Origin of the sequence: Mycobacterium sp., assembly GCF_965277065.1 — a bacterium.
Taxonomy (GTDB): Bacteria; Actinomycetota; Actinomycetes; order Mycobacteriales; family Mycobacteriaceae; genus Mycobacterium.
Genome location: NZ_CBDIBT010000019.1, coordinates 834,379 through 859,363, shown reverse-complemented (window position 1 = coordinate 859,363; position 24,985 = coordinate 834,379). Strand labels below are relative to the sequence as shown.

24 protein-coding genes are annotated in these 24,985 nt (G+C 65.3%); 17 read left to right on the top strand and 7 right to left on the bottom strand.

The window, feature by feature from the left end; translation table 11 throughout:
* Positions 1-13: 13 nt before the first annotated feature.
* The 7 genes from ACQY5A_RS21385 (at position 14) to ACQY5A_RS21355 (ending at position 9,906) form a co-directional block, all read left to right on the top strand.
* Positions 14-3,964: a DNA-directed RNA polymerase subunit beta' gene (locus ACQY5A_RS21385; RefSeq protein ID WP_428342297.1), complete on the top strand. Its 3,951-nt coding sequence runs from the start codon at positions 14-16 to the stop codon at positions 3,962-3,964.
* A gap of 222 nt (positions 3,965-4,186) precedes the next feature.
* Positions 4,187-4,945 (top strand): deoxyribonuclease IV, encoded by a 759-nt coding sequence (locus tag ACQY5A_RS21380; protein WP_428342296.1) that lies wholly within the window; start codon positions 4,187-4,189, stop codon positions 4,943-4,945.
* 1 nt (position 4,946) lies between these two features.
* On the top strand, positions 4,947-5,792 hold the full coding sequence (locus ACQY5A_RS21375) for an alpha/beta hydrolase family esterase (protein WP_428342295.1): 846 nt from the start codon (positions 4,947-4,949) through the stop codon (positions 5,790-5,792).
* A 47-nt stretch (positions 5,793-5,839) separates the two neighbouring features.
* Positions 5,840-7,468, top strand: coding sequence for an acyl-CoA dehydrogenase family protein (locus ACQY5A_RS21370; RefSeq protein ID WP_428342294.1), 1,629 nt, complete (start codon positions 5,840-5,842; stop codon positions 7,466-7,468).
* Entirely contained in the window at positions 7,465-8,403 is a 939-nt protein-coding gene (locus ACQY5A_RS21365; protein WP_428342293.1) for a crotonase/enoyl-CoA hydratase family protein, read from the top strand. The genes ACQY5A_RS21370 and ACQY5A_RS21365 overlap by 4 nt, the downstream gene beginning before the upstream one ends.
* Positions 8,404-8,419: 16 nt before the next feature.
* Positions 8,420-9,142 carry a PaaX family transcriptional regulator C-terminal domain-containing protein gene (locus ACQY5A_RS21360; protein ID WP_428343275.1) on the top strand — a complete coding sequence of 241 codons (723 nt, stop codon included), beginning with the start codon at positions 8,420-8,422 and terminating at the stop codon, positions 9,140-9,142.
* Positions 9,139-9,906, top strand: a complete 768-nt coding sequence (locus tag ACQY5A_RS21355) for a crotonase/enoyl-CoA hydratase family protein (protein WP_428342292.1) — start codon at positions 9,139-9,141, stop codon at positions 9,904-9,906. Before ACQY5A_RS21360 ends, ACQY5A_RS21355 begins: the two co-directional genes overlap by 4 nt.
* Positions 9,907-9,915: 9 nt before the next feature.
* Here the strand turns inward: ACQY5A_RS21355 and ACQY5A_RS21350 are convergent, their stop codons facing one another.
* Genes ACQY5A_RS21350 through ACQY5A_RS21340 form a run of 3 tightly spaced genes read right to left on the bottom strand, consistent with a single transcriptional unit; the run spans position 9,916 to position 11,931 of the window.
* Positions 9,916-11,088: an FAD-dependent monooxygenase gene (locus tag ACQY5A_RS21350; protein ID WP_428342291.1), complete on the bottom strand. Its 1,173-nt coding sequence runs from the start codon at positions 11,086-11,088 to the stop codon at positions 9,916-9,918.
* An 11-nt stretch (positions 11,089-11,099) separates the two neighbouring features.
* A complete protein-coding gene (locus ACQY5A_RS21345; RefSeq protein WP_428342290.1) occupies positions 11,100-11,549 on the bottom strand; it encodes a DUF3060 domain-containing protein in 450 nt (149 codons plus the stop codon).
* Positions 11,550-11,553: 4 nt separating this feature from the next.
* Positions 11,554-11,931: a DUF3060 domain-containing protein gene (locus ACQY5A_RS21340; RefSeq protein ID WP_428342289.1), complete on the bottom strand. Its 378-nt coding sequence runs from the start codon at positions 11,929-11,931 to the stop codon at positions 11,554-11,556.
* A 146-nt stretch (positions 11,932-12,077) separates the two neighbouring features.
* On the opposite strand from ACQY5A_RS21340, the gene ACQY5A_RS21335 reads away from it, so the two are divergent.
* The 7 genes from ACQY5A_RS21335 to ACQY5A_RS21305 all read left to right on the top strand — a co-directional run bounded on the left by ACQY5A_RS21335 (position 12,078) and on the right by ACQY5A_RS21305 (position 19,279).
* On the top strand, positions 12,078-12,725 hold the full coding sequence (locus ACQY5A_RS21335) for a TetR/AcrR family transcriptional regulator (protein ID WP_428343274.1): 648 nt from the start codon (positions 12,078-12,080) through the stop codon (positions 12,723-12,725).
* Positions 12,726-13,008: 283 nt separating this feature from the next.
* A complete protein-coding gene (gene rpsL / locus ACQY5A_RS21330; protein ID WP_285187242.1) occupies positions 13,009-13,383 on the top strand; it encodes a 30S ribosomal protein S12 in 375 nt (124 codons plus the stop codon).
* Positions 13,383-13,853, top strand: coding sequence for a 30S ribosomal protein S7 (rpsG, locus tag ACQY5A_RS21325; protein ID WP_428342288.1), 471 nt, complete (start codon positions 13,383-13,385; stop codon positions 13,851-13,853). The genes rpsL and rpsG overlap by 1 nt, the downstream gene beginning before the upstream one ends.
* A 74-nt stretch (positions 13,854-13,927) precedes the next feature.
* Complete coding sequence (fusA, locus tag ACQY5A_RS21320; RefSeq protein ID WP_428342287.1) at positions 13,928-16,033, top strand: elongation factor G; 2,106 nt, start codon at positions 13,928-13,930, stop codon at positions 16,031-16,033.
* A 123-nt stretch (positions 16,034-16,156) separates the two neighbouring features.
* Positions 16,157-17,347 carry an elongation factor Tu gene (tuf, locus tag ACQY5A_RS21315; protein WP_428342286.1) on the top strand — a complete coding sequence of 397 codons (1,191 nt, stop codon included), beginning with the start codon at positions 16,157-16,159 and terminating at the stop codon, positions 17,345-17,347.
* 175 nt (positions 17,348-17,522) lie between these two features.
* The gene (locus tag ACQY5A_RS21310) at positions 17,523-18,368 is read left to right on the top strand and encodes an SHOCT domain-containing protein (RefSeq protein WP_428343273.1); all 846 of its coding nucleotides are present in this window, start codon (positions 17,523-17,525) and stop codon (positions 18,366-18,368) included.
* A gap of 83 nt (positions 18,369-18,451) precedes the next feature.
* Positions 18,452-19,279, top strand: a complete 828-nt coding sequence (locus ACQY5A_RS21305; RefSeq protein ID WP_428342285.1) for a mycofactocin-coupled SDR family oxidoreductase — start codon at positions 18,452-18,454, stop codon at positions 19,277-19,279.
* On the opposite strand, the gene rocD is transcribed toward ACQY5A_RS21305, so the two are convergent.
* Both rocD and ddaH read right to left on the bottom strand, forming a co-directional pair.
* Positions 19,276-20,508 (bottom strand): ornithine--oxo-acid transaminase, encoded by a 1,233-nt coding sequence (gene rocD / locus ACQY5A_RS21300; RefSeq protein WP_428342284.1) that lies wholly within the window; start codon positions 20,506-20,508, stop codon positions 19,276-19,278. The two genes, ACQY5A_RS21305 and rocD, sit on opposite strands and share 4 nt — an antisense overlap.
* Positions 20,509-20,538: 30 nt before the next feature.
* A complete protein-coding gene (ddaH, locus tag ACQY5A_RS21295; protein ID WP_428342283.1) occupies positions 20,539-21,390 on the bottom strand; it encodes a dimethylargininase in 852 nt (283 codons plus the stop codon).
* A 113-nt stretch (positions 21,391-21,503) separates the two neighbouring features.
* On the opposite strand from ddaH, the gene ACQY5A_RS21290 reads away from it, so the two are divergent.
* Positions 21,504-21,956 carry an Lrp/AsnC family transcriptional regulator gene (locus ACQY5A_RS21290; RefSeq protein ID WP_428342282.1) on the top strand — a complete coding sequence of 151 codons (453 nt, stop codon included), beginning with the start codon at positions 21,504-21,506 and terminating at the stop codon, positions 21,954-21,956.
* 38 nt (positions 21,957-21,994) lie between these two features.
* Entirely contained in the window at positions 21,995-23,179 is a 1,185-nt protein-coding gene (locus ACQY5A_RS21285; RefSeq protein WP_428342281.1) for an NAD(P)/FAD-dependent oxidoreductase, read from the top strand.
* A 1-nt stretch (position 23,180) separates the two neighbouring features.
* Here the strand turns inward: ACQY5A_RS21285 and ACQY5A_RS21280 are convergent, their stop codons facing one another.
* Together ACQY5A_RS21280 and ACQY5A_RS21275 are read right to left on the bottom strand one after the other, a co-directional pair.
* Positions 23,181-23,753: a TetR/AcrR family transcriptional regulator gene (locus ACQY5A_RS21280; protein WP_428342280.1), complete on the bottom strand. Its 573-nt coding sequence runs from the start codon at positions 23,751-23,753 to the stop codon at positions 23,181-23,183.
* Entirely contained in the window at positions 23,750-24,103 is a 354-nt protein-coding gene (locus ACQY5A_RS21275) for a DUF962 domain-containing protein (protein WP_428342279.1), read from the bottom strand. The genes ACQY5A_RS21280 and ACQY5A_RS21275 overlap by 4 nt, the downstream gene beginning before the upstream one ends.
* A gap of 73 nt (positions 24,104-24,176) precedes the next feature.
* On the opposite strand from ACQY5A_RS21275, the gene ACQY5A_RS21270 reads away from it, so the two are divergent.
* Positions 24,177-24,983 carry an alpha/beta fold hydrolase gene (locus ACQY5A_RS21270; RefSeq protein ID WP_428342278.1) on the top strand — a complete coding sequence of 269 codons (807 nt, stop codon included), beginning with the start codon at positions 24,177-24,179 and terminating at the stop codon, positions 24,981-24,983.
* Positions 24,984-24,985: the final 2 nt, after the last annotated feature.

The window sequence follows — 24,985 nt, the reverse complement described above, 5'->3', positions numbered from 1 at the left end:
GAAAGGGAGTTACGTGTTAGACGTCAACTTCTTCGATGAACTCCGTATTGGCCTGGCCACGGCGGAGGACATCCGTAACTGGTCCTTCGGCGAAGTCAAGAAGCCGGAGACGATCAACTACCGCACCTTGAAGCCGGAGAAGGACGGCCTGTTCTGCGAGAAAATCTTCGGACCGACTCGCGACTGGGAGTGCTACTGCGGCAAGTACAAGCGCGTCCGCTTCAAGGGCATCATCTGTGAGCGCTGTGGCGTCGAGGTGACTCGCGCCAAAGTGCGTCGTGAGCGGATGGGCCACATCGAGTTGGCCGCACCGGTCACGCACATCTGGTACTTCAAGGGTGTGCCGTCGCGGTTGGGCTACCTGCTCGACCTGGCGCCGAAGGATCTCGAGAAGATCATCTACTTCGCCGCGTACGTGATCACCGCGGTCGACACCGAGATGCGGCACAACGAGCTGTCGACGCTCGAAGCCGAGATGGTCGTCGAGCGCAAGGCGATCGAGGACCAGCGCGATGCCGACCTCGAAGCGCGTGCACAGAAGCTGGAAGCCGACCTGGCCGAGTTGGAGGCCGAGGGCGCCAAAGCCGATGCGCGGCGCAAGGTTCGCGACGGTGGCGAGCGTGAGATGCGTCAGCTCCGTGACCGGACCCAGCGCGAGCTGGACCGGCTGGAGGAAATCTGGACCACCTTCACCAAGCTGGCTCCCAAGCAGCTGATCGTCGACGAGAACCTGTACCGCGAGCTCATCGACCGCTACGGCGAGTATTTCAACGGCGCCATGGGTGCCGAGTCGATCCAGAAGCTGATCGAGACCTTCGACATCGACGCCGAAGCCGAGATCCTGCGCGACGTCATCAAGAACGGTAAAGGGCAGAAAAAGCTTCGCGCGCTCAAGCGGCTGAAGGTCGTTGCTGCTTTCGCAACGAACCGCAACTCGCCGATGGGCATGGTGCTCAACGCCGTTCCGGTGATCCCGCCGGAGCTGCGTCCGATGGTTCAGCTCGACGGTGGCCGTTTCGCGACCTCCGACCTCAACGACCTGTACCGCCGCGTGATCAACCGCAACAACCGCCTCAAGAGGCTGATCGACCTCGGCGCGCCCGAGATCATCGTCAACAACGAAAAGCGGATGCTGCAGGAGTCGGTCGACGCACTGTTCGACAACGGCCGCCGCGGCCGTCCGGTTACCGGGCCGGGCAACCGCCCGCTCAAGTCGCTGTCGGATCTGCTCAAGGGTAAGCAGGGTCGGTTCCGTCAGAACCTGCTCGGTAAGCGTGTCGACTACTCGGGCCGTTCGGTCATCGTGGTCGGCCCGCAGCTCAAGCTGCACCAGTGTGGTCTGCCCAAGCTGATGGCTCTCGAGCTGTTCAAGCCGTTCGTGATGAAGCGACTGGTCGACCTCAACCACGCGCAGAACATCAAGAGCGCTAAGCGCATGGTCGAGCGTCAGCGTCCGCAGGTGTGGGATGTCCTCGAAGAGGTCATCGCCGAGCACCCGGTGCTGCTGAACCGTGCACCGACTCTGCACCGGTTGGGTATCCAGGCTTTCGAGCCACAGCTGGTGGAGGGCAAGGCTATTCAGCTGCACCCGTTGGTGTGTGAGGCGTTCAACGCCGACTTCGACGGTGACCAGATGGCCGTGCACTTGCCGCTGAGTGCCGAGGCGCAGGCCGAGGCCCGCATCCTGATGCTGTCGTCGAACAACATCCTGTCGCCGGCCTCGGGTCGCCCGCTGGCCATGCCGCGACTGGACATGGTGACCGGGTTGTACTTCCTGACCACCGAGATCGCCGGTGACACAGGCGAGTACACGCCTGCCGCCAAGGATCAGCCGGAGTCTGGGGTGTACTCCTCACCGTCCGAAGCCATCATGGCGTTGGACCGCGGCGCTCTGAGCGTGCGCGCCAAGATAAAGGTCCGGCTGACCCAGTTGCGTCCGCCGGTCGAGATCGAGGCCGAACGGTTCGGTCAAAACGGTTGGCAGCCAGGCGATGCCTGGATTGCCGAGACGACGCTGGGCCGGGTGATCTTCAACGAGCTGTTGCCGGTCGGGTACCCGTTCGTCGACAAGCAGATGCACAAGAAGGTGCAGGCTGCGATCATCAACGATCTGGCCGAGCGCTACCCGATGATCGTGGTCGCGCAGACCGTCGACAAGCTCAAGGACGCCGGCTTCCACTGGGCCACGCGTTCGGGTGTCACCGTGTCGATGGCCGACGTGCTGGTGCCGCCGAACAAGGCCGAGATCCTGGACGCCTACGAAGGGCGCGCCGACAAGGTCGAAAAGCAGTTCCAGCGTGGTGCTTTGAACAAGGACGAGCGCAACGAGGCCTTGGTGGAGATCTGGAAGGAAGCCACCGACGAGGTCGGTGAGGCTCTTCGTGATCACTACCCGGCCGACAACCCGATCATCACGATCGTCGAATCGGGGGCCACGGGTAACTTCACCCAGACGCGAACGCTGGCCGGCATGAAGGGTCTGGTGACCAACCCCAAGGGTGAGTTCATCCCGCGCCCGATCAAGTCGTCGTTCCGCGAAGGCCTGACGGTGTTGGAGTACTTCATCAACACCCACGGCGCGCGGAAGGGTCTGGCGGACACCGCATTGCGTACCGCCGACTCGGGTTACCTGACCCGTCGTCTGGTCGACGTGAGCCAGGACGTCATCGTTCGCGAGACCGACTGTGGTACCGAGCGTGGCATCATGGTCGAGCTGGCCGAGCGTCAGCCCGACGGGACGCTGATCCGCGACCCGCACATCGAAACCTCGGCCTACGCACGGACTTTGGGTACCGACGCGGTCGACGAGGCGGGCAACGTCGTGGCCGCCCGCGGTGAGGACCTGGGTGACCCGCAGATCGAGGCGCTGCTGGCGGCCGGCATCACGCAGGTGAAGGTCCGCTCCGTGCTGACCTGCACCACCGGCACCGGCGTGTGTGCGACGTGCTACGGCCGTTCGATGGCCACCGGCAAGCTGGTCGATATCGGTGAGGCCGTGGGTATCGTTGCGGCGCAGTCGATTGGTGAGCCCGGCACGCAGCTGACCATGCGTACCTTCCACCAGGGTGGTGTCGGTGAGGACATCACCGGCGGTCTGCCCCGTGTGCAGGAGCTGTTCGAGGCCCGCGTGCCGCGCGGTAAGGCACCGATCGCCGATGTCACCGGACGGGTGCGCCTGGAGGACGGCGAGCGCTTCTACAAGATCACCATCGTCCCGGACGACGGTGGCGAAGAGGTTGTCTACGACAAGCTCTCGAAGCGTCAGCGGCTGCGCGTCTTCAAGCACGAGGACGGTTCCGAGCGGCTGCTCACCGACGGCGACCACGTCGAGGTGGGTCAGCAGCTGATGGAAGGCTCCGCCGACCCGCATGAGGTGCTGCGCGTGCAGGGCCCCCGCGAGGTGCAGATCCACCTGACCAAAGAGGTCCAGGAGGTCTATCGCGCACAGGGTGTGTCGATCCACGACAAGCACATCGAGGTGATCGTCCGGCAGATGCTGCGCCGGGTGACGATCATCGACTCGGGTTCGACGGAGTTCCTGCCCGGTTCGCTGATCGACCGTGCCGAGTTCGAGGCGTCGAACCGCCGCGTGGTGGCCGAGGGCACCGAGCCCGCGGCCGGACGTCCGGTGCTGATGGGCATCACGAAGGCGTCGCTGGCCACCGACTCGTGGCTGTCGGCGGCGTCGTTCCAGGAGACCACGCGTGTGCTGACCGATGCGGCGATCAACTGCCGCAGCGACAAGCTGCAGGGTCTGAAGGAGAACGTGATCATCGGAAAGCTGATCCCGGCCGGTACCGGCATCAACCGGTACCGCAACATCCAGGTGCAGCCGACCGAGGAAGCCCGCGCTGCGGCGTACACGATCCCGTCCTACGAGGATCAGTACTACAGCCCGGACTTCGGTCAGGCGACTGGAGCTGCGGTTCCGCTGGACGATTACGGATACTCTGACTACCGGTAGTTCGACGACGATGCGGCTCGGTACGAGCCGCTGAGGAGTCGGACAAGACTTCGATAGTCCCCGCTATCGGCGCACAACGAAAAAGCCCCGGGCTTCCCGGGGCTTTTTCGTGCCTCGGGCCGCCCGGGTGCGCCGAGCGCCCGGCCAGCCGCACGCCGGGCGACGAGCGCCCGGCTGACCGGGCGCTCGTCGCCGTCCGGCCGGCTCACTAGACTGGCCGACGTGCTCATCGGTTCACACATCAGTCCGCAAGATCCGCTGGCCACCGCCGCGGCCGAGAACGCCGACGTCGTCCAGATCTTCCTCGGCAACCCGCAGAGCTGGAAGGCCCCCAAGCCGCGCGACGACGCCGCGGAGCTCAAGGCCGCGGCCCTGCCGATCTACGTGCACGCGCCGTATCTGATCAACGTCGCCTCGGCGAACAACCGGGTGCGGATCCCGTCGCGCAAGATCCTGCAGCAGACCTGCGACGCCGCGGCCGACATCGGTGCAGCCGCGATCATCGTGCACGGCGGGCACGTCACCGACGACGAGGATCTCGACGAGGGTTTCAAGCGCTGGCGCAAGGCGCTCGACCAGTTGGAGACGAAAGTCCCTGTCTACCTGGAGAACACCGCCGGCGGCGACCATGCGATGGCCCGCCACTTCGACATTATCGCCCGGTTGTGGGACCACATCGGCGACGCCGGTGTCGGTTTCTGCCTCGACACCTGCCACGCCTGGGCCGCAGGAGAAGCGCTCGTCGACGCGGTGGACCGGATCACGGGCATCACCGGGCGCATCGACCTGGTGCACTGCAACGACTCGAAGGACTCCGCGGGCTCCGGCCGCGACCGGCATGCCAATTTCGGTACCGGGCAGATCGATCCCGAGTTGCTGGTGGCCGTCGTCAAGGCCGCCGACGCGCCGGTGATCTGCGAGACGGCCGAAGAGGGCCGCAAAGACGACATCGCTTTCCTGCGGGAGAAGACGAGCGCCTGAGATGCGTCATCGAATTGCGATGCTGCTGAGCGTCGTGCTGGTTCTCGCCGGATGCGCGGTCCTGCATCCGAAGCCGCCGTCGGGATTTGTCGACGGTACGAGCATCCACACTATCGGCGTGGGCGGGCGCGACCGGGTCTATCGACTGCACAAGCCCTCCGGACTGCCGGCATCGGCCAGCCTGGTCGTGGTGTTGCACGGCGGGTTCGGCAGCGCCGAGCAAGCCGAAAGATCTTACGGTTGGGATCAATTGGCTGACTCGGCGAAATTCGTCGCGGTCTATCCCGACGGTGTGAAGCGGGCCTGGAACGTCAACGGCGGCGGCTGCTGCGGCCGGCCTGCCGAGGAAAACATCAACGACGTCGGCTTCATCAGCGCCGTCGTCGCAAACGTCGCCAAGAACATCGGCATCGACACCTCTCGCGTGTACGCGACCGGCATGAGCAACGGCGCCATCTTGTCCTACACCTTGGCGTGCGACACCACGCTGTTCGCCGCGATCGGCCCGGTGGCCGGCACCCAACTGGACCCGTGCAGGTCGCCGCGTCCGGTGTCGGTGATGGCGGTTCACGGCACAGCCGACCCGATGGTTCCCTACGGTGGCGGGCCGGGCCACGGTTTCGCTCGCATCAACGGCCCGCCGGTGCCGGAGCTGAATGCGTTGTGGCGCAAGATCGATCAATGCCAAACGCCCACCGAGACGACCGACGGCCAGGTCACCACCTCGACCGCAGGATGCGCCGACGGGCGGGGCGTGGCGCTGGTCACCGTCGCCGACGGCGGACACCACTGGCCCGACTTCGCCACCGCCAAGCTGTGGGAGTTCTTCGCCGGCCATCACCGCTGAGCATTACACCTCTTGTGCGGTTGTAGAAAAAATGTAACATTGGTGGCATGCCAGATACCCATGTCGTCAGTAACCAGGTGCCGCCCTTGGAGGAGCACAACCCGGCCTCGTCGCCGGTTCTCATCGAGGCGCTGATTCGCGAGGGCGGCCAATGGGGTCTCGACGAGGTGACCGCGGTCGGCGCGATCTCCGGCGCGCGGCAGACACAGCGCTGGGGTGAGCTTGCCCAGCGCAACCGCCCGATCCTGCGCACTCACGACCGGTACGGCAACCGGATCGACGAGGTCGAGTTCGACCCCGCCTATCACGAGCTGATGAGCGTGGCGATCGAACACGGAATGCACGCCGCGCCGTGGGCGGACGACCGGCCGGGCGCGCACGTGGTGCGCGCAGCCAAGACCAGCGTATGGACCGCCGAGCCCGGCCACGTGTGCCCGATTTCGATGACCTATGCGGTCGTCCCGGCGCTGCGGTTCAACGCCGAGCTGTCCGACATCTACGAGCCGCTGCTGACCAGCCGCGTTTACGACCCCGAATTGAAGCTTGCGACAACCAAACTCGGGATTACCGCCGGCATGTCGATGACGGAAAAGCAGGGCGGCTCCGACGTCCGCGCCGGCAACACCGAGGCCGCTCCCAATGGCGACGGCACCTACCGGCTGACCGGTCACAAGTGGTTCACCTCGGCACCGATGTGCGATGTCTTCCTGGTGCTGGCTCAAGCGCCGGGTGGACTGTCCTGTTTCTTCCTGCCTCGCGTGCTGCCCGACGGCAGCCTCAACCGGATGCGGCTGCAGCGGCTCAAGGACAAGCTCGGCAACAACGCCAACGCCTCCAGTGAGGTCGAGTACGACGGCGCCACCGCATGGCTGGTCGGCGAGGAGGGTCGTGGTGTTCCGACCATTATCGAGATGGTCAACCTCACCCGGCTGGACTGCACGCTGGGCAGCGCCACCAGCATGCGCACCGGACTCACCCAGGCCGTCCACCACGCCCAGCACCGCAAAGCATTTGGCGAGTACCTGATCGATCAGCCGCTGATGCGCAACGTGCTGGCCGACCTGGCCGTCGAGGCTGAGGCCGCCACGATGGTCGCGATGCGGATGGCCGGCGCCACCGACAGCGCAGTGCGCGGCGACGAAACCGAGACCCTGCTGCGTCGGATCGGCCTGGCCGCCAGCAAGTACTGGGTGTGCAAGCGCGCCACACCGCACGCCGCCGAGGCGATGGAATGCCTGGGCGGCAACGGCTATGTCGAGGAGTCCGGCATGCCGCGGCTCTACCGTGAGGCCCCGTTGATGGGTATCTGGGAAGGCTCCGGCAATGTGAGCGCACTGGACACGTTGCGCGCCATGGCAACTCGTCCGGAGTGCGTCGAGGTGCTGTTCGACGAGCTCGGCAAGAGCACCGGGCAGGACGTCCGGTTGGATCGCCATGTCGAGCAACTGCGCCCGCAGCTGGCCGACCTGGAGACGATTCAGTACCGGGCCCGCAAGGTCGCCGAGGACATCTGCCTAGCCCTGCAGGGTTCGCTGCTGGTCCGGCACGGCCATCCGGCCGTCGCGGAGGCGTTCCTGGCCACCCGACTGGAAGGCCAGTGGGGCGGGGCATTCGGAACCCTGCCCGCCGGGTTGGATCTCGCGCCGATCATCGAGCGTGCTCTAGTAAAGGGATGACACACGCCATAAGGCCGGTCGACTTCGACAATTTGAAGACGATGACCTACGAGGTCACCGATCGGGTTGCGCGAATCACCTTCAATCGGCCCGACAAGGGCAACGCGATCATCGCCGATACCCCGCTGGAGCTCTCGGCCCTGGTGGAGCGTGCCGACCTTGATCCGGCAGTGCACGTCATCCTGATCTCGGGTCGCGGCGAAGGCTTCTGCGCGGGTTTCGATCTCAGCGCTTATGCCGATCGCACCGGTTCGGCCGGTGGCACCGGCGCGTATCACGGCACCTCGCTGGACGGTAAGACCCAGGCGGTCAACCACTTACCGAATCAGCCGTGGGATCCGATGATCGACTACCAGATGATGAGTCGCTTCGTCCGCGGGTTCTCCAGCCTGCTCTACGCAGACAAGCCGACGGTGGTCAAGATCCACGGCTACTGCGTGGCCGGTGGCACCGACATCGCGCTACATGCCGATCAGGTGATCGCCGCGGCCGACGCCAAGATCGGCTACCCGCCGACCCGCGTCTGGGGCGTACCGGCGGCCGGCATGTGGGCGCACCGGTTGGGCGACCAGCGCGCCAAACGCCTTCTGCTGACCGGCGATTGCATCACCGGCGCGCAGGCGGCCGAGTGGGGTCTGGCGGTCGAGGCGCCGGATCCGAAGGACCTCGACGAGCGTACCGAGCGTCTGGTGGAGCGGATCGCCGCCGTCCCGGTCAACCAACTGATCATGGTCAAGCTCGCCCTCAATTCCGCTCTGCTGCAACAGGGTGTGGCCACCAGCAGGATGGTCAGCACGGTGTTCGACGGGGTTGCGCGGCACACCCCCGAAGGGCATGCATTCGTCGCGGACGCAGTCGAGCATGGCTTCCGCGATGCGGTCAAACATCGTGACGAGCCGTTCGGCGATTACGGCCGGCGAGCTTCGCAGGTCTGACCTCATGCCAAAGTCGCTGGCCCGCATGACCGCTCGGTCGGTGGTGCTGAGCGTGATGCTCGGTGCCCATCCGGCCTGGGCGAGCGCCGCCGATTTGATCCGGCTCACTGACGACTTCGACATCAAAGAGGCCACGCTGCGGGTTGCCTTGACCCGAATGGTCAGCGCCGGCGATCTGGTGCGCTCCGCCGACGGCTACCGACTCTCCGATCGCCTGCTGGCTCGTCAGCGCCGGCAGGACGATGCCATGCGGCCAAAACTGCTGCCCTGGCACGGAACTTGGACCACGCTGGTCGTCACCAGCGTCGGCACCGACGCCCGGACCCGGGCGGCATTACGAACCACGTTGCACCACAAGCGGTTCGGCGAGTTACGCGAAGGAGTGTGGATGCGGCCGGACAATCTCGAGCGTGACCTGGACTCCGACGTCCGGTCCCGGGTGCGGATCGTGCACGCCCGCGATGACGAGCCCGCCGAGCTGGCCGGCCAACTGTGGGACCTGCCGTCATGGGCGCGCACCGGAGAACGGCTGCTTGCCGACATGGCCGGCGCAGCCGACGTGCCAGGACGATTCGTCACGGCCGCCGCGATGGTGCGTCACCTGCTCACCGATCCAGTGCTGCCTGGGGAGTTGCTGCCCGCGCAGTGGCCGGGCATGCGGTTGCGCGCGACCTACAACGACTTCGCCGCCGAGCTGCTCGAGCGGCGCGACGACATCCGATTAGTGGAGGCGACTTGAACGATCCGGTACGCGTAGAACGCCAGGGCCCGGTGACCACCGTGATTCTCGACCGGCCTGAGGCGCGCAACGCGGTCAACGGGCCTACCGCAGCAGCATTGTTCAAGGCGTTCGAGGAATTCGACCACGACGAGTCCGCGTCGGTGGCCGTGCTCTGGGGAGACCACGGAACCTTCTGCGCCGGAGCTGATTTGAAGGCATTCGGTACGCCGGATGCCAACGCCGTGCATCGCACCGGTCCCGGCCCGATGGGGCCGAGTCGGATGGTGCTATCGAAACCGGTGATCGCGGCGGTCAGCGGCTACGCGGTCGCCGGGGGATTGGAGCTCGCGTTGTGGTGCGATCTACGGGTCGCCGAAGAGGATGCCGTGTTCGGGGTGTTCTGCCGCCGCTGGGGGGTACCGCTGATCGACGGCGGCACGATCCGCCTCCCTCGACTGATTGGGCAGAGCCGGGCGATGGACATGATCCTCACCGGCCGCGCGGTCGATGCCGCTGAGGCGCTGGCGATCGGGCTGGCCAATCGGGTTGTGCCCAAAGGTCAGGCGCGCGACGCGGCCGAGCAACTGGCCGCCGAACTGGCCGCGTTGCCTCAGCAGTGCATGAGGTCGGATCGACTGTCGGCGTTACACCAGTGGGGGCTGCCCGAAGCCGAGGCGCTGGACTACGAATTCGCCAGCATCTCCCGGGTGGCCGCCGAAGCGAACGAAGGCGCCGGGCGGTTCGCCGCCGGTGCCGGTCGCCACGGCGCCGCAGCTCAGTAACTCGGCGGCTCAGTAATCCGGCAGCGTGAACGACCGCGCGACCGCCAGCGACTGCCGGGCAACCAGCTTGCTGACCAAGGGAATGCGCAGCATCCGCAGAGCGATGTTGCGTAGCGGGGCGAGCCGGCCCGAGCCGAAGCTCTCGGTTTTCAGCGCGTCGATGGCGCTCTTCTGACATCGCGCGACGAAAGGCTCCATCAGCCGCTGGTACCGGTCGAATGCCGCCGCGTAATCAGTACCGGCCGCGCGTAACTCGTGCGACAGCAGGTACGCGCCGACCATGGCAAGGGTGGTGCCCATGCCCGACCGAGGTGACGCGCACCAGGCGGCATCACCGGTCAGGCAGACCCGTCCCCGTGCGTACGAGTCCAGATGGACCTGGGCGATGGAATCGAAATACACCTCGGGCGCTGCGGCGAGGCCCGCGATCAGGTGCGGTACTTCCCATCCCATCCCCGCGTATCGCTGCGCAAACAGCCGCTTGTTGCCCTCGGTGTCGCGATAGTCGAATTCCAGGTGCGGGTCGCTGAGAAAGAAGCTGGCTCGCGCCGGCCCGTCGGGGTCGATGCCCTGCAGCGCCACGGTTCGACCCGCGTCGATGTACGCCATACCGCAATGGTCAAGCCCCACAAGGTTTTCCACGTCGAAGAAGCCGAAACACTGACCCAACTGTGCGACGTACCGATCTTCGGGGCCGAACACCAGCCGGCGCAGGCCCGAATGCAGGCCATCGGCCCCGATGACGAGATCGTAGCGGCTGGTGGATCCGTCGCTGAAGGTCACGTCGACCCGCTGTCCGTCATCGTCGAGTGCGCTGATCCGCACGCCGAAGCGGTAATTCACGTCGTCGCGGACGGCTTCATACAGGATGTGGGTCAACGTGCCCCAGTGAATCTCGACCTCCCCACTGACGACCTCGGCGGGCAATCGCCCAATTTCTCGACCCCGGCCGTCGACAAGTGCGAGCGGGCCCATGCTGGTGGCTGCCGCTTTGACCTCGTCGAGCAGACCCATCTTGTCGAGCACCGTGAGCGCGGGACCCCGGAAGTCGACGGCCTGCCCGCCGGTGCGCAACTCGGGAGCCTGCTCGATGATCGTCACGTCGTGGCCGTGCCTGGTGAGCCAGAAGGCCAGGCTCGGCCCAGCGATACCGCCGCCGCTGATCAGAATGTCGAAAGGCATTGCCGCTATGGCTAACCGGCCTTGTTGATGGTGTTGCCGCTACCAAGGTTCTCGACCTTGGGCGCACCGTCTTTATAGCTGATGGTGTTGTTGAACCCGACGACGTTGAGCTGCTTGTCGATTTTGTCGATGGTGATCTTGTTGTCCGCGCCGCCGATGCTGACCGTCCCGCAGGATCCCTTGACCGTCAGCGTATTGTTCGACCCGCCCACGTTGAGCGATTTGCCGTCACCGCAATCGAGAGTGGTTGTGGTGCCCAGTGATCCGTAGTTGATCGTGTTCCCGATATCGAACTGGGCACCCGTGCTGGTCGTCGACGGTGTCGGCGTCGACGAGCTGGGCGCGCCACTCGACGGAACCGTGCCGTTGTTGTTGCCCCGTCCGCAGCCGGCCACCCCGAATGCCGCCACCGCGGTGATTGCCAGACCGCAGGCCAGACGTCGAGAGTTGTTCGCGCGCATACGGCTAACTTTCCACGTGGCTGACACGATTGACCATGCCGAGTTCGCGGCCGCGGTCCCAGACGAACGGCTCGCCGTTCTTGTAGAAGACCGACTCGCCTGAGCCGTAGACGGTGATGTCGTGGATGACGCTGTCCGCAACGATGGTGTGGCCCGAGCCCATTACCGTCACGGCCCGGCACGTTCCGAGCGCGTTGACGGTGTTCCTGGTGCCGTCGACCAACAGCGTCGCGCCGTTGCAGTCGATGGTCTGCTCGACACCCATGCCGGTGATGTGGGTGTCACCGTTCTTGGCGTGCCCGCTCGGGGCGCCGGTGTGGGAGGTGAATGCGATCGCGATTGCGCTGGCCGCTACAGCCCGGCAGGGGATCGACCAATTCATCGCAAGTTCCTCTCGCCACGGCGCGCGATCTGCTCGGAAAGAGCGTACGTGCTGCAGTGACCGGCAGACTAGAGTTCGTCGTTCCGGGGAAGCGCGAACAACAGTCCGTAGCCAAACCCGGTGAACGCAACCGAGGGGTGATCGCCATGGCTGCTGCGCCGGAGTCACCGGCCGGTCGGTCTGGCGCGGGGGCGAGGTCCGGGACCCGCGGGGCCCGGCTGAGCCGCGAGATCATCGTCGCGGCGGCGCTCACCTTCCTGGATCGCGAAGGCTGGGACGCCCTGACCATCAACGCCCTGGCAACTCAGCTGGGAACCAAAGGTCCGTCGCTGTACAACCACGTCGACAGCCTGGAGGACCTGCGCCGCACGGTGCGGATCCGCGTCATCGACGACATCATCACCATGCTCAACCGGGTCGGTGAGGGACGCCTCCGCGACGACGCCGTGCTGGTGATGGCCAGCGCCTACCGCAGCTACGCCCACCACCACCCCGGCCGGTACTCGGCCTTCACCCGGATGCCGCTGGGCGCCGGCGACGACCCGGAGTACACCGCCGCGACCCGTGCTGCCGCGGCGCCGGTGATCGCGGTGTTGACGTCGTACGGACTCGACCTCGAGCAAGCTTTCTATGCGGCACTGGAATTCTGGTCGGCGATGCACGGATTCGTGTTGTTGGAAATGACGGGCGTGATGGACGACATCGACACCGATTCGGTGTTCTCCGACATGGTGCTCCGGCTGGCGGCGGGCATAGCGCTGCGCAGCGGATCCGCGGCCCACGACGCCCCGTGACGTTGCCCGGTGAAGTGCACCATCGGACGTCGATGTCGCCGCTTTGACCTGCCCGACTCGCGGCGGGTATTGTGGAGCCTCGTGCCTGGCGGTTTTAGGCGCTTCACCTAAGACGCGCACGCCGGGCCGATTCGCATGCCAACTACGCAACGGATTAATTCTGCGGCGGGCGCGCGCGACACACCCGGATGCGGGGGACCGCTGAAGGACATAACTGCACTACAGAGACTTTAGAAGCATCAGAATCAGACAGCAGCAAAACGAAGAAGTAGAAAGCCGGTAGATGCCAACCATTCAGCAGCTGGTCCGCAAGGGTCGCCGCGACAAGGTCGCCAAGGTCAAGACCGCGGCCCTCAAGGGCAGCCCGCAGCGCCGCGGGGTGTGCACCCGCGTGTACACCACGACTCCGAAGAAGCCGAACTCGGCGCTTCGCAAGGTCGCTCGCGTCAAGCTGACCACGGGGGTCGAGGTCACCGCTTACATCCCGGGCGAGGGCCACAACCTCCAGGAGCACTCGATGGTGCTGGTGCGTGGCGGTCGTGTGAAGGACCTGCCCGGTGTGCGCTACAAGATCATCCGCGGTTCGCTCGACACCCAAGGTGTCAAGTCCCGTAAGCAGGCCCGCAGCCGTTACGGCGCCAAGAAGGAGAAGAGCTAATGCCGCGCAAAGGCCCCGCGCCGAAGCGGCCGCTGGTCAACGACCCGGTGTACGGGTCGCAGCTGGTGACGCAGTTGGTCAACAAAGTTCTGCTGGACGGGAAGAAATCGCTGGCTGAGCGCATTGTTTATGGAGCGCTCGAGCAGGCTCGCGACAAGACCGGCACCGACCCGGTCATCACGCTCAAGCGTGCACTCGACAACGTCAAGCCGGCCCTCGAGGTCCGCAGCCGCCGCGTCGGTGGTGCGACCTACCAGGTGCCCGTCGAGGTCCGTCCCGAGCGTTCGACCACGCTGGCCCTGCGCTGGCTGGTCGGCTTCTCGAAGCAGCGCCGCGAAAAGACCATGGTCGAGCGGCTCGCCAACGAGCTGCTGGACGCCAGCAACGGTCTGGGCGCCGCCGTCAAGCGACGCGAGGACGTCCACAAGATGGCCGAGGCGAACCGGGCCTTCGCGCACTATCGCTGGTGAGACATCCGGCGAGCGTGCCGGGTCGAAGTGAAACAGCGAAATAACCGAGCAATCGAAAGAGTGGGAAAACTCCCGTGGCACAGAAGGACGTGCTGACCGACCTGACCAAGGTCCGCAACATCGGCATCATGGCGCACATCGACGCCGGCAAGACGACGACGACCGAGCGCATCCTCTACTACACCGGTATCAGCTACAAGATCGGTGAGGTGCACGACGGCGCCGCCACCATGGACTGGATGGAGCAGGAGCAGGAGCGGGGGATCACCATCACCTCCGCGGCAACCACCTGCTTCTGGAACGACAACCAGATCAACATCATTGACACGCCTGGCCATGTTGATTTCACCGTCGAGGTGGAGCGCAGCCTGCGGGTGCTGGACGGCGCCGTTGCGGTGTTCGACGGCAAGGAAGGTGTCGAGCCGCAGTCCGAGCAGGTGTGGCGGCAGGCCGACAAGTACGACGTCCCGCGCATCTGCTTCGTCAACAAGATGGACAAGGTCGGCGCCGACTTCTACTTCTCCGTGAAGACGATGGAAGACCGCCTCGGCGCCAACGTCATCCCGATCCAGCTGCCCGTCGGCTCCGAGGGCGACTTCGAGGGCATCGTCGACCTGGTCGAGATGAAGGCCAAGGTGTGGCGGGGCGAGACCAAGCTCGGCGAGACCTACGAGACCATCGACATCCCGGCCGAACTGCAGGAGAAGGCCGACGAGTACCGCAACAAGCTGCTCGAGGCCGTAGCGGAGACCGACGAGACGCTGCTGGAGAAGCACTTCGGCGGCGAGGCCCTCACGATCGACGAGATCAAGGGCGCCCTGCGCAAGCTCACCATCAGCTCCGAGGCCTACCTGGTGCTGTGCGGTAGCGCCTTCAAGAACAAGGGCGTGCAGCCGATGCTGGACGCGGTCATCGACTACCTGCCTTCGCCGTTGGACGTTCCGCCGGCCGTGGGCCATGCCCCTGGCAAGGAGGACGTGGAGGTCATCCGTAAGCCCTCGACCGACGAACCGTTCTCCGCGCTGGCGTTCAAGGTCGCCACCCACCCGTTCTTCGGCAAGCTGACCTACGTCCGGGTGTACTCGGGCAAGGTCGACTCCGGTAGCCAGGTCATCAACTCCACCAAGGGCAAGAAGGAGCGGCTGGGCAAGCTGTTCCAGATGCACTCCAATAAGGAGAACCCGGTGGAGACCGCGTCGGCCGGTCACATCTACGCCGTGATCGGGCTGAAGGACACCACCACCGGTGACACCCTGAGCGACCCCAACAACCAGGTCGTACTGGAGTCGATGACGTTCCCGGACCCGGTCATCGAGGTCGCTATCGAGCCCAAGACCAAGAGCGACCAGGAGAAGCTGAGCCTCTCCATCCAGAAGCTCGCCGAAGAAGACCCCACCTTCAAGGTGCACCAGGACAACGAGACCGGCCAGACCGTGATCGGCGGCATGGGCGAGTTGCACCTGGACATCCTGGTGGACCGGATGCGCCGCGAATTCAAGGTCGAGGCCAACGTCGGTAAGCCGCAGGTGGCCTACAAGGAGACCATCAAGCGCACGGTCGACAAGGTCGAGTTCACCCACAAGAAGCAGACCGGTGGCTCGGGCCAGTTCGCCAAAGTCCTGGTCAGCCTCGCGCCGTTCAGCGGCGAGGACGGCGCGACCTACGAGTTCGAGAACAAGGTCACCGGTGGTCGCATCCCGCGGGAGTACATCCCGTCGGTGGACGCCGGAGCCCAGGACGCCATGCAGTACGGCGTGCTCGCCGGCTACCCGCTGGTGAACGTCAAGCTGACGCTGCTCGATGGCGCGTACCACGACGTCGACTCCTCGGAGATGGCGTTCAAGATCGCCGGTTCGCAGGTGATGAAAAAGGCTGCCGCGCAAGCACAGCCGGTCATCCTGGAGCCCATCATGGCTGTCGAGGTCACCACGCCCGAGGACTACATGGGTGACGTGATCGGCGACCTGAACTCCCGCCGTGGCCAGATTCAGGCCATGGAGGAACGCAGCGGCGCGCGCGTGGTCAAAGCCCACGTGCCGCTGTCGGAGATGTTCGGCTACGTCGGCGACCTTCGGTCGAAGACTCAGGGCCGGGCGAATTACTCCATGGTGTTCGACTCGTACGCCGAAGTTCCGGCGAACGTGTCGAAGGAGATCATCGCGAAGGCAACCGGCGAGTGAGCTAGCCAAAGGTGACGGAGTAACCTTGCCCGGTCAGAACCGCGGCGCAACGGAAATAACAACACTCCTACAAGCACAAACAGATCCAGTAACAAGCACCAACTAGTCCAGGAGGACACAGAAGTGGCGAAGGCGAAGTTCGAGCGGACGAAGCCGCACGTCAACATCGGGACCATTGGTCACGTTGACCACGGCAAGACCACGTTGACCGCGGCTATCACGAAAGTTCTGCATGACAAATACCCGGCACTCAACGAGTCGCGTGCGTTCGACCAGATCGACAACGCGCCCGAAGAGCGTCAGCGCGGTATCACGATCAACATCTCCCACGTGGAGTACCAGACCGAGAAGCGTCACTACGCACACGTCGACGCCCCGGGTCACGCTGACTACATCAAGAACATGATCACCGGTGCCGCCCAGATGGACGGCGCGATCCTGGTGGTCGCCGCGACCGACGGCCCGATGCCGCAGACTCGTGAGCACGTGCTGCTGGCCCGCCAGGTCGGCGTGCCCTACATCCTGGTCGCGCTGAACAAGGCCGACATGGTCGACGACGAGGAGCTGCTGGAGCTCGTGGAGCTCGAGGTTCGCGAGCTGCTGGCCGCCCAGGAATTCGACGAGGACGCCCCGGTGATCCAGGTGTCGGCGCTCAAGGCGCTCGAGGGCGACCCGAAGTGGGTCGAGTCGGTGGAGAAGCTGATGGACGCGGTCGACGAGTCGATCCCGGACCCGGTCCGCGAGACCGAGATGCCGTTCCTGATGCCCGTCGAGGACGTGTTCACCATCACCGGTCGTGGCACCGTGGTGACCGGCCGTGTCGAGCGTGGCGTGATCAACGTCAACGAGGAAGTCGAGATCGTCGGCATCAAGCCGGCCAGCACCAAGACCACGGTCACCGGTGTCGAGATGTTCCGCAAGCTGCTCGACCAGGGTCAGGCCGGCGACAACGTCGGGCTGCTGCTGCGTGGTATCAAGCGTGAGGACGTCGAGCGCGGCCAGGTCGTCGTGAAACCCGGCACCACCACGCCGCACACCGACTTCGAGGGCAGCGTCTACATCCTGTCCAAGGACGAGGGTGGCCGGCACACGCCGTTCTTCAACAACTACCGTCCGCAGTTCTACTTCCGCACCACCGACGTGACCGGAGTGGTGACGTTGCCGGAGGGCACCGAAATGGTGATGCCCGGTGACAACACCGAGATCGTCGTGAAGCTGATCCAGCCCGTCGCCATGGATGACGGTCTGCGGTTCGCGATCCGTGAAGGTGGCCGCACCGTCGGCGCCGGCCGGGTCACCAAGATCATCAAATAACTTCGTCGACGATGTGGGGCGCTGCCCCGCGGAGGAGGCGAAGAAGTTCGACCGAGTGCACAGCCAAGCGGCGCTCACCCGAAAGGGTGGGCGCCGTTTCACTTTTACCCAGTATGCTCATGCGCGTAGCGATGCGTTGTCCCGCGTCATCGACCTGCCGACGACGGGATTTGCCATGTTTGCGCGCTATCTCAAAGCTCAACTCATCGTTTTGGTCTGCGGGGGTCTGGTCGGCCCGATCTTTCTCGTCACGTACTTCGCGCTGCCCAGCATGCTGGGTTCTTTTGGCAGCGAAGCGGACTCGATCGTCTCCCAGAGCACGTCGTGGTTGCTCTGGGCCGGGCTGCTGATCACCGTCGCCGACGTGCTGGTCGCGATTTGGCTGGCCAACCGCGGCGCGCAATCCTCGGCCAAAATGGCCGCCCTGCAGCAGACCGGCGTGCTTGCCACAGCGCAGATCCAGGGTCTGGCGGAAACCGGGGTGCGGATCAATGAACGTCCGGTGGTCAAGCTGGACCTGCGTATCACCGGGCCCGGGTTCGACTTCGCCGATCAAAAGCGGGTCACCGTCGACATCTCCAAGCAGGCGATCGTCACGTCGCGCAAACTCGTCGTCCTGGTCGACCCGAACACCCGTGAGTACGAGATCGATTGGCAAGCAAGCGCATTGGTCGCGGGTGTGGTGCCTGCGCAGATCACCGTCAGCGAGGACAACAAGACCTACGACCTGAGCGGTCAGGCCGGACCGCTGATGGAGATCATGCAGATCTACAAGGCCAACAACCTGCCGTTCGGTGGCACCGTCGACATCCGCAACTACCCGGCGGTGCGCCAGCAGGTGGTGGCGGTGGTCCGGCGGGCCGCCGAGGCGCACCAGCCCGCGTCGGCCGGTGGGGTGCCCGCGCCGCCGCAGCAACCGGTCGCCGAGCGGCTCGACGAACTGCAAAAACTGCACTCCAGTGGCGCGATTTCGGATGCCGAGTACGCCGCGGGCCGGCAGAAAATCATCGCCGATCTCTGACCGCAAGCCGGCTTCGGCGGCCGATTAGAACACGTTTCAGTTTCGCTGCTAGCCTGATCGGCAGTTGGCGAAAGGGGCTGCGGGTGTCGGGCACGTCAGGAGCTGTGCAGGGACGGGTGGCATTCATCACCGGGGCCGCGCGCGGCCAAGGGCGCGCCCACGCGGCCCGGCTGGCCCGCGAGGGAGCGGACATCATCGCCTTGGACATCTGCGCGCCGGTGTCCGACAGCATCACCTACGCCGCGGCCACCCCCGAGGATTTGACGGAGACGGTCCGGGCGGTCGAAGCCGAGGGGCGCAAGATCTTGGCCCGACAAATCGACATTCGTGACGACGCCGCGGTGCGCCAACTCGTCGCCGACGGCGTCGAACAATTCGGCCGCCTCGACATCCTGATCGCCAACGCGGGTGTGCTCAGCTGGGGACGGATCTGGGAGTTGTCCGACGAGCAGTGGAATACCGTGATCGACGTCAACCTGACCGGCACCTTCCACACCCTGCGTGCGGCGATTCCCGCGATGATCGACGCCGGCAACGGCGGGTCCATCGTGGTGGTCAGCTCGTCGGCCGGGCTGAAGGCCACTCCGGGCAACGGGCACTACTCGGCGTCCAAGCACGGGCTCACCGGTTTGACCAACTCGCTGGCAATCGAGCTGAGCGAGTACGGCATTCGGGTCAACTCGATCCATCCCTACTCGGTCGATACCCCGATGATCGAGCCGGAGCTGATGATGCAGGTATTCGGCAAGCATCCGCACTACATCCACAGCTTCGGTCCAATGCTGCTGCAGCCCAACGGATTCATGGGCGCCGCCGAGGTATCCGACGTCATTGCGTGGCTGGCCGGAGACGGCTCCGGCACGCTGACCGGAGCGCAGATCCCGGTCGACAAGGGCGTACTGAAGTACTAGCTCGCCAGCGTCTCGGCGAATCGATCGATGGCCCAGTCGATTTCGGTCATCGTGATCACCAACGGCGGGGCGAACCGCAGCGTCGATCCGTGGGTGTCCTTGACCAGGACACCGCGTTCGGCCAGTCGCAGGCTGAGCTGCTTTCCGCTGCCGAGTGCCGGGTCGATGTCGACACCGGCCCACAATCCGCGTCCGCGCACCGCAACCACGCCCTGGCCGATCAGTGCTTGCAGCCGCCAGTGCAGCCGCGCCCCCAGCCGGGTTGCGCGTTCCTGGAACTCGCCTCGAGCCAGCATCGACACCACGGTGTGTCCGATCGCCGTCGCAAACGGGTTGCCGCCGAACGTCGAGCCGTGCTCGCCGGGATGCAGCACCCCGAGAATGTCGCGATCGGCCACCACCGCGGACAGCGGCACCACGCCGCCGCCCAGCGCCTTGCCGAGCAGATAGATGTCGGGCACCACGTCCCAGTGGTCGCAGGCGAAGGTGCGGCCGGTGCGGGCCAGGCCGGACTGGATTTCGTCGGCGATCATGAGAACGTGTCGGGCCGTGCAGATCTCGCGTACGGCCGGCAGGTAGTCGTCCGGCGGAACGATGACGCCGGCTTCGCCCTGTATCGGCTCCAGCAAGACGGCGACGGTGTTGTCGTCGATCGCATCGCCCAGCGCGGTGACATCCCCGAACGGCACCGAACGAAAGCCCGGTGTGAACGGCCCGAAGCCGGCGCGCGCAGTCTCATCCGAGGAGAAGCTGACGATGGTGATGGTCCGGCCGTGAAAATTGTTGTCGGCAACCACAATATTGGCCTGGTCGACGGGTACGCCTTTGACGTCGGTGCCCCATTTGCGGGCCACCTTGAGCGCGCTTTCGACCGCCTCGGCGCCGCTGTTCATCGGCAGCACGGTGTCCTTCGAGCACAATGCCGCCAGCGCTGCGCAGAACGGGCCCAGTCCTTCGGCGTGAAATGCTCGGCTGACCAAGGTGAGGACGTCGAGTTGGGCATGGGCGGTCGCAATGATCTCCGGGTTGCGATGCCCGAAATTCACCGCCGAATATGCGGCCAGGCAGTCCAGGTAGCGGCGTCCTTCGACGTCGGTGATCCACGACCCTTCGGCGCTGGCGGCGACCACCGGCAGCGGCGAATAGTTGTGCGCGCAGGAGCGCTCGTCGATCGCGATAGCCGACTCGGTCAGCGCACCGCGACCGGTCAGGTTATCCAGCAGTGTCATCGCTGAACTTGGCGTCGGTGCCGGCATGTCTCACGAATACACCTCCAGCGTACAGCATTTGACGGAGCCACCGCCCTTGAGCAATTCAGGCATGTCGAGGCCGATCGGTTCGAATCCGGCGTCGCTCAGCTGTTGGGCGAAGCCGGTAGCAGCGGCCGGGAGTATCACGTTACGCCCATCGGAGACGGCGTTGAGGCCGAACACGTACGCGTCGGCGCTTTCGACCACGATCGCATCGGGGAACAATGTCTCCAGGTGCGCGCGCGACACGTATGAGAATGCCGGCGGGTAGTAGGCGATGGTCGTGTTGTCGAGAACAGTCAGCGCGGTGTCGAGATGGTAGAAGCGCGGATCGATCAGCTCGAGGCTGATCACTCGCCGGTTGAAGATCCCGGCGATTTCGCTGTGCGCCCGCAACGCGGTTCGAAATCCGTATCCGGCCAAAATGATGTCTCCGACGGGTAGCAGATCACCCTGGCCTTCGTTGACGTGTTGCGCATAAACGGGGTCGAACCCCTGCGACTGCAACCACGCCCCGTAGGCCGCTGACTCCTGTTGGCGCTGTGCATATTTGAAGCGGGCAACCAGCGCCGTGCCGTCGATGATCAGCGCACCGTTGGCGGCGTACACCATGTCGGGCAGACCGGGCATCGGGGCGACCAGGTCGACGCTGTGCCCCAGTTGCAGATAGACGTCCTGCAGGCGCTGCCATTGCGACAGCGCGACCGCCGGATCGACGGGAGTGCTGGTGTCCATCCACGGATTGATCGCGTAGTCCACGGCGAAGAACCGTGGCGCCGTCATGACGTAGTGCCGAAGGCTGGCCTTTCGTTCGGCGGCGCGACGGCGGGTTGCGGTTCCCGACTCGGCGAAGATCGTCATAAATCAACGGTAGGGGAGTCGTTCGCGCAATACATCGATGACTGTTGCGTGTATACCGCGCTTTTATTGCGCGCAATGCCATAAAGTGAATGTCTGTTGTGGTTGGAGGGGCTATGGATCGGTTGGACGGGATCGATGAGCAGATCCTGGCCGAGCTGGCTCAGCACGCGCGGGCGACCTTCGCCGAGATCGGGGAGCGCGTGCGGTTGTCCGCCCCGGCGGTCAAGCGGCGGGTCGACCGGATGCTTGACAGCGGCGTGATTCGTGGGTTCACCACCGTCATCGACCGCAATGCCGTCGGCTGGAACACCGAGGCGTACGTCCAAGTCTTCTGCCACGGCCGGATTTCACCCGATGAACTCCGGCGCGCCTGGGCCGATATCCCCGAAGTCATCAGTGCCGCAACGGTAACCGGCACCGCCGACGCCATCCTGCGGGTGTTGGCGCGCGACATGCAACACCTGGAAGACGCCTTAGAGCGAATCCGCACCAGCGCCGACATCGAACGCAGCGAAAGCATCGTCGTGTTGTCGAATCTGATCGACAGGTCACGCGCGCAGGGGTGAGCAAATACTCACTGCCGCAATCGTGTATGAACTCTCCAATGACCACTAGCTCTGGGGACAACGGCATTCTGATCGTCGGCGGAGGACTTTCCGCGGCCCGGACCGCCGAGCAATTGCGCCGGGCTGACTTCACCGGTTCGATCACCATCGTCAGCGACGAGGTGCACCTGCCCTATGACCGGCCACCGTTGTCCAAAGAGGTCCTGCGCAGCGAAGTCGACGACGTCACGCTAAAGCCGCGCGAGTTCTACGACGAGAAGAACATCACGCTGCGGCTGGGATCGGCGGCCACCGGCATCGACACCGGTGCGCAGACCGTGACACTGGATGACGGATCGACGCTGAGCTACGACGAACTCGTCATCGCGACAGGGTTGGTGCCACGGCGCATTCCGGCGTTTCCCGATCTGGAGGGAATCCGGGTGCTGCGTTCCTTCGACGAAAGCCTGGCCCTGCGCCGGCACGCATCGGAAGCGCACCGCGCCGTGGTGGTCGGTGCCGGGTTCATCGGTTGCGAGGTGGCGGCCAGCCTGCGCGGACTGGGAGTCAATGTGGTGCTGGTCGAGCCGCAGCCCGCGCCGCTGGCAGCGGTGCTCGGCGAGCAGATCGGCGGACTCGTGGCCCGGCTGCACCGCGATGAAGGTGTCGACGTGCGCACCGGTGTCGGAGTAGCCGAGGTGCGGGGCAGTAAGCATGTCGAGACGGTGGAGCTGACCGACGGCACCGAGCTCAGCGCCGATCTGGTCGTGGTGGGCATCGGCTCGCGGCCGGCCACCGACTGGCTCGACGGCAGCGGTATCGAGGTCGACAACGGGGTCATCTGCGATGCCGCCGGCCGGACCAGTGCGCCGAACGTCTGGGCTCTCGGCGACGTCGCGTCGTGGCGCGACCCGAAGGGACACCAAGTGCGCGTGGAACATTGGAGCAACGTCGCCGAGCAGGCCCGCGCTGTGGTGCCCGCGATGCTCGGACAGGACGCACCGTCGAACGTCGTCGTCCCGTATTTCTGGAGCGATCAGTACGACGTCAAGATCCAGTGCCTGGGCGAGCCCGTCGCCACCGACACCGTGCACATCGTCGAGGACGACGGTCGCAAGTTTCTCGCCTACTACGAGCGGGACGGCGCGGTCGCCGGCGTCGTCGGCGGCGGCATGCCCGGCAAGGTGATGAAAGCTCGCGCCAAAATCGCTGCCGCCGTGCCGATCTCCGAAGTCCTGGGCTAGGTCAGCTGGAGAACTGCGCAACCGCCGTGCGCAGTGCGGGAAGCGCTTTGCCGGCTTGGTGTTCGATGAGCGCGGCCTCAGCGACCAGGCCGACCCACAATTGGGCGCTCTCGTAGGGATGCGGGTTTTTCAGCGCGGCAAAGTCGGATCGGCACACCTCGGCGCTCGCGTGGTTGCGCCGGCTGATCTCGTCGGTGATCGCCCGCTCCGCGCGCGCCTCCAGCAGCAGGGCGCGCACCCCGCGGTCGCGCAGGCAGCCGTCGAGGTAGGTGTTCGCGACGGCGATCAGCCGGGCCCGCCCCGGCGGCATGCCGTCGGTCGCGGCCTGGATCTGGCCGGCCAGCCGCTCATGGAATTCCCGGTGCAGCGCAAGGAGATACGAGTCGCGGTCGCCGAAATGGTGGAAGAACGTTCCTTTGGCCACCCCGGCGTCGGCGACGATGAGGTTGACGCTCAGATTGGCCAGGCCGGTCCGCTCGGCCAGTCGCAGTCCCGCGTCGATCAACGCTTTCCGGGTTCGGGCCATGGCCTCTTTGCGGCCGCCTTTGGGCGTGACGGGCGGCGTCGAGGTCATGCAGGCACTCTAACCGCCGGCGTGCGTGCGGCTTTGCGCTGACTACGTCGCGCAAGCAGTTCGCCGTACTGCTCGCAGACGTGGATCAGTCCGGTCAATTGGTAGGTGATCCAGCCTTTGTCAGTCGAAGGCAGGTTGTGTTCGAACAGTGCGTGCCCCGCGATTTGGACCAGCCATCCTCCGACGAACATCGGCACTCCCACCCGGGGCTTGGCCCATAGCAACGGAATTCCGGTCGCGATCACCGGCGTGCCGAGCAGATGCGTGATCCGGACTCCGCGACTGGAGTGGCGGTCCCGGTAGTAGGCCATCTTGTCGGCGAACGGGGCACTGGCGGCGGGAGCGGTCATGAGGTGACTCCTTGAGTTGGGGTATCCGCGATGATACAGTTGACTGACCGGTCGGTCAATGAAAGGAAATCCGATGACGACGATGGTTCAGACGCGGGTGGGAGAGGTCGCATGCGACGACGTCGGAGACGGCCCGCCCGTGGTGTTGCTGCACGCCACGTTGCACGATCGTCGGGATTTCGACCCAATCGTGGCAACGCTGTCTCGCGACCATCGGGTGATCGCCCTCGACTGGCCCGGTCACGGCGAGTCGCCGGCGCCGGAGTCGAACTATCAGCCGACCGCCGCCTCGTTCGCGGGTGTTCTTGCCGATGTTGTTGCCGCCCTTCACCTTGAACGGGTGACACTTGTCGGAAACTCCGTGGGTGGATTTGCCGCCGCTCACCTGGCTATCGCTGAGCCGCAACGGGTCTCACGAATGATCTTGGTCAACAGCGGCGGGTTCATCGCGAGCCCGATGACCAATCTCTACTGCCGCGCACTGGGCATGCCCGCGGTGATGAAGCGCGCCCTGCCGCGCTTCATTCGTAGCTATATGAGTGCAACGAGCGACAACGATCACGCCGTGCAAGAGCGCGCGCTGGCACGAGCGAACACCCCAGAGGGGGTCGCGCTGACCGCCGCCATGTGGCGCAGTTTCGCGGCACCCGAGTACGACCTGCGCTCGCATGCCGACCGGATCACCGCGCCATGCCTGGTGATCTGGGGATCGAAAGACACCGCGATCCCGCTGCGACTCGGCCGGGCCACGGCGGCCGCGATACCGGGGGCGCGACTGGAAACCCTGCCGACAGGCCACGTCGCGTTCTCATCGGATCCCGGCGGGTTCCTGGCCATCGCCGAGCCGTTTCTGGCCGCCAGTCGCGGCAGCGTGCAGTAGTC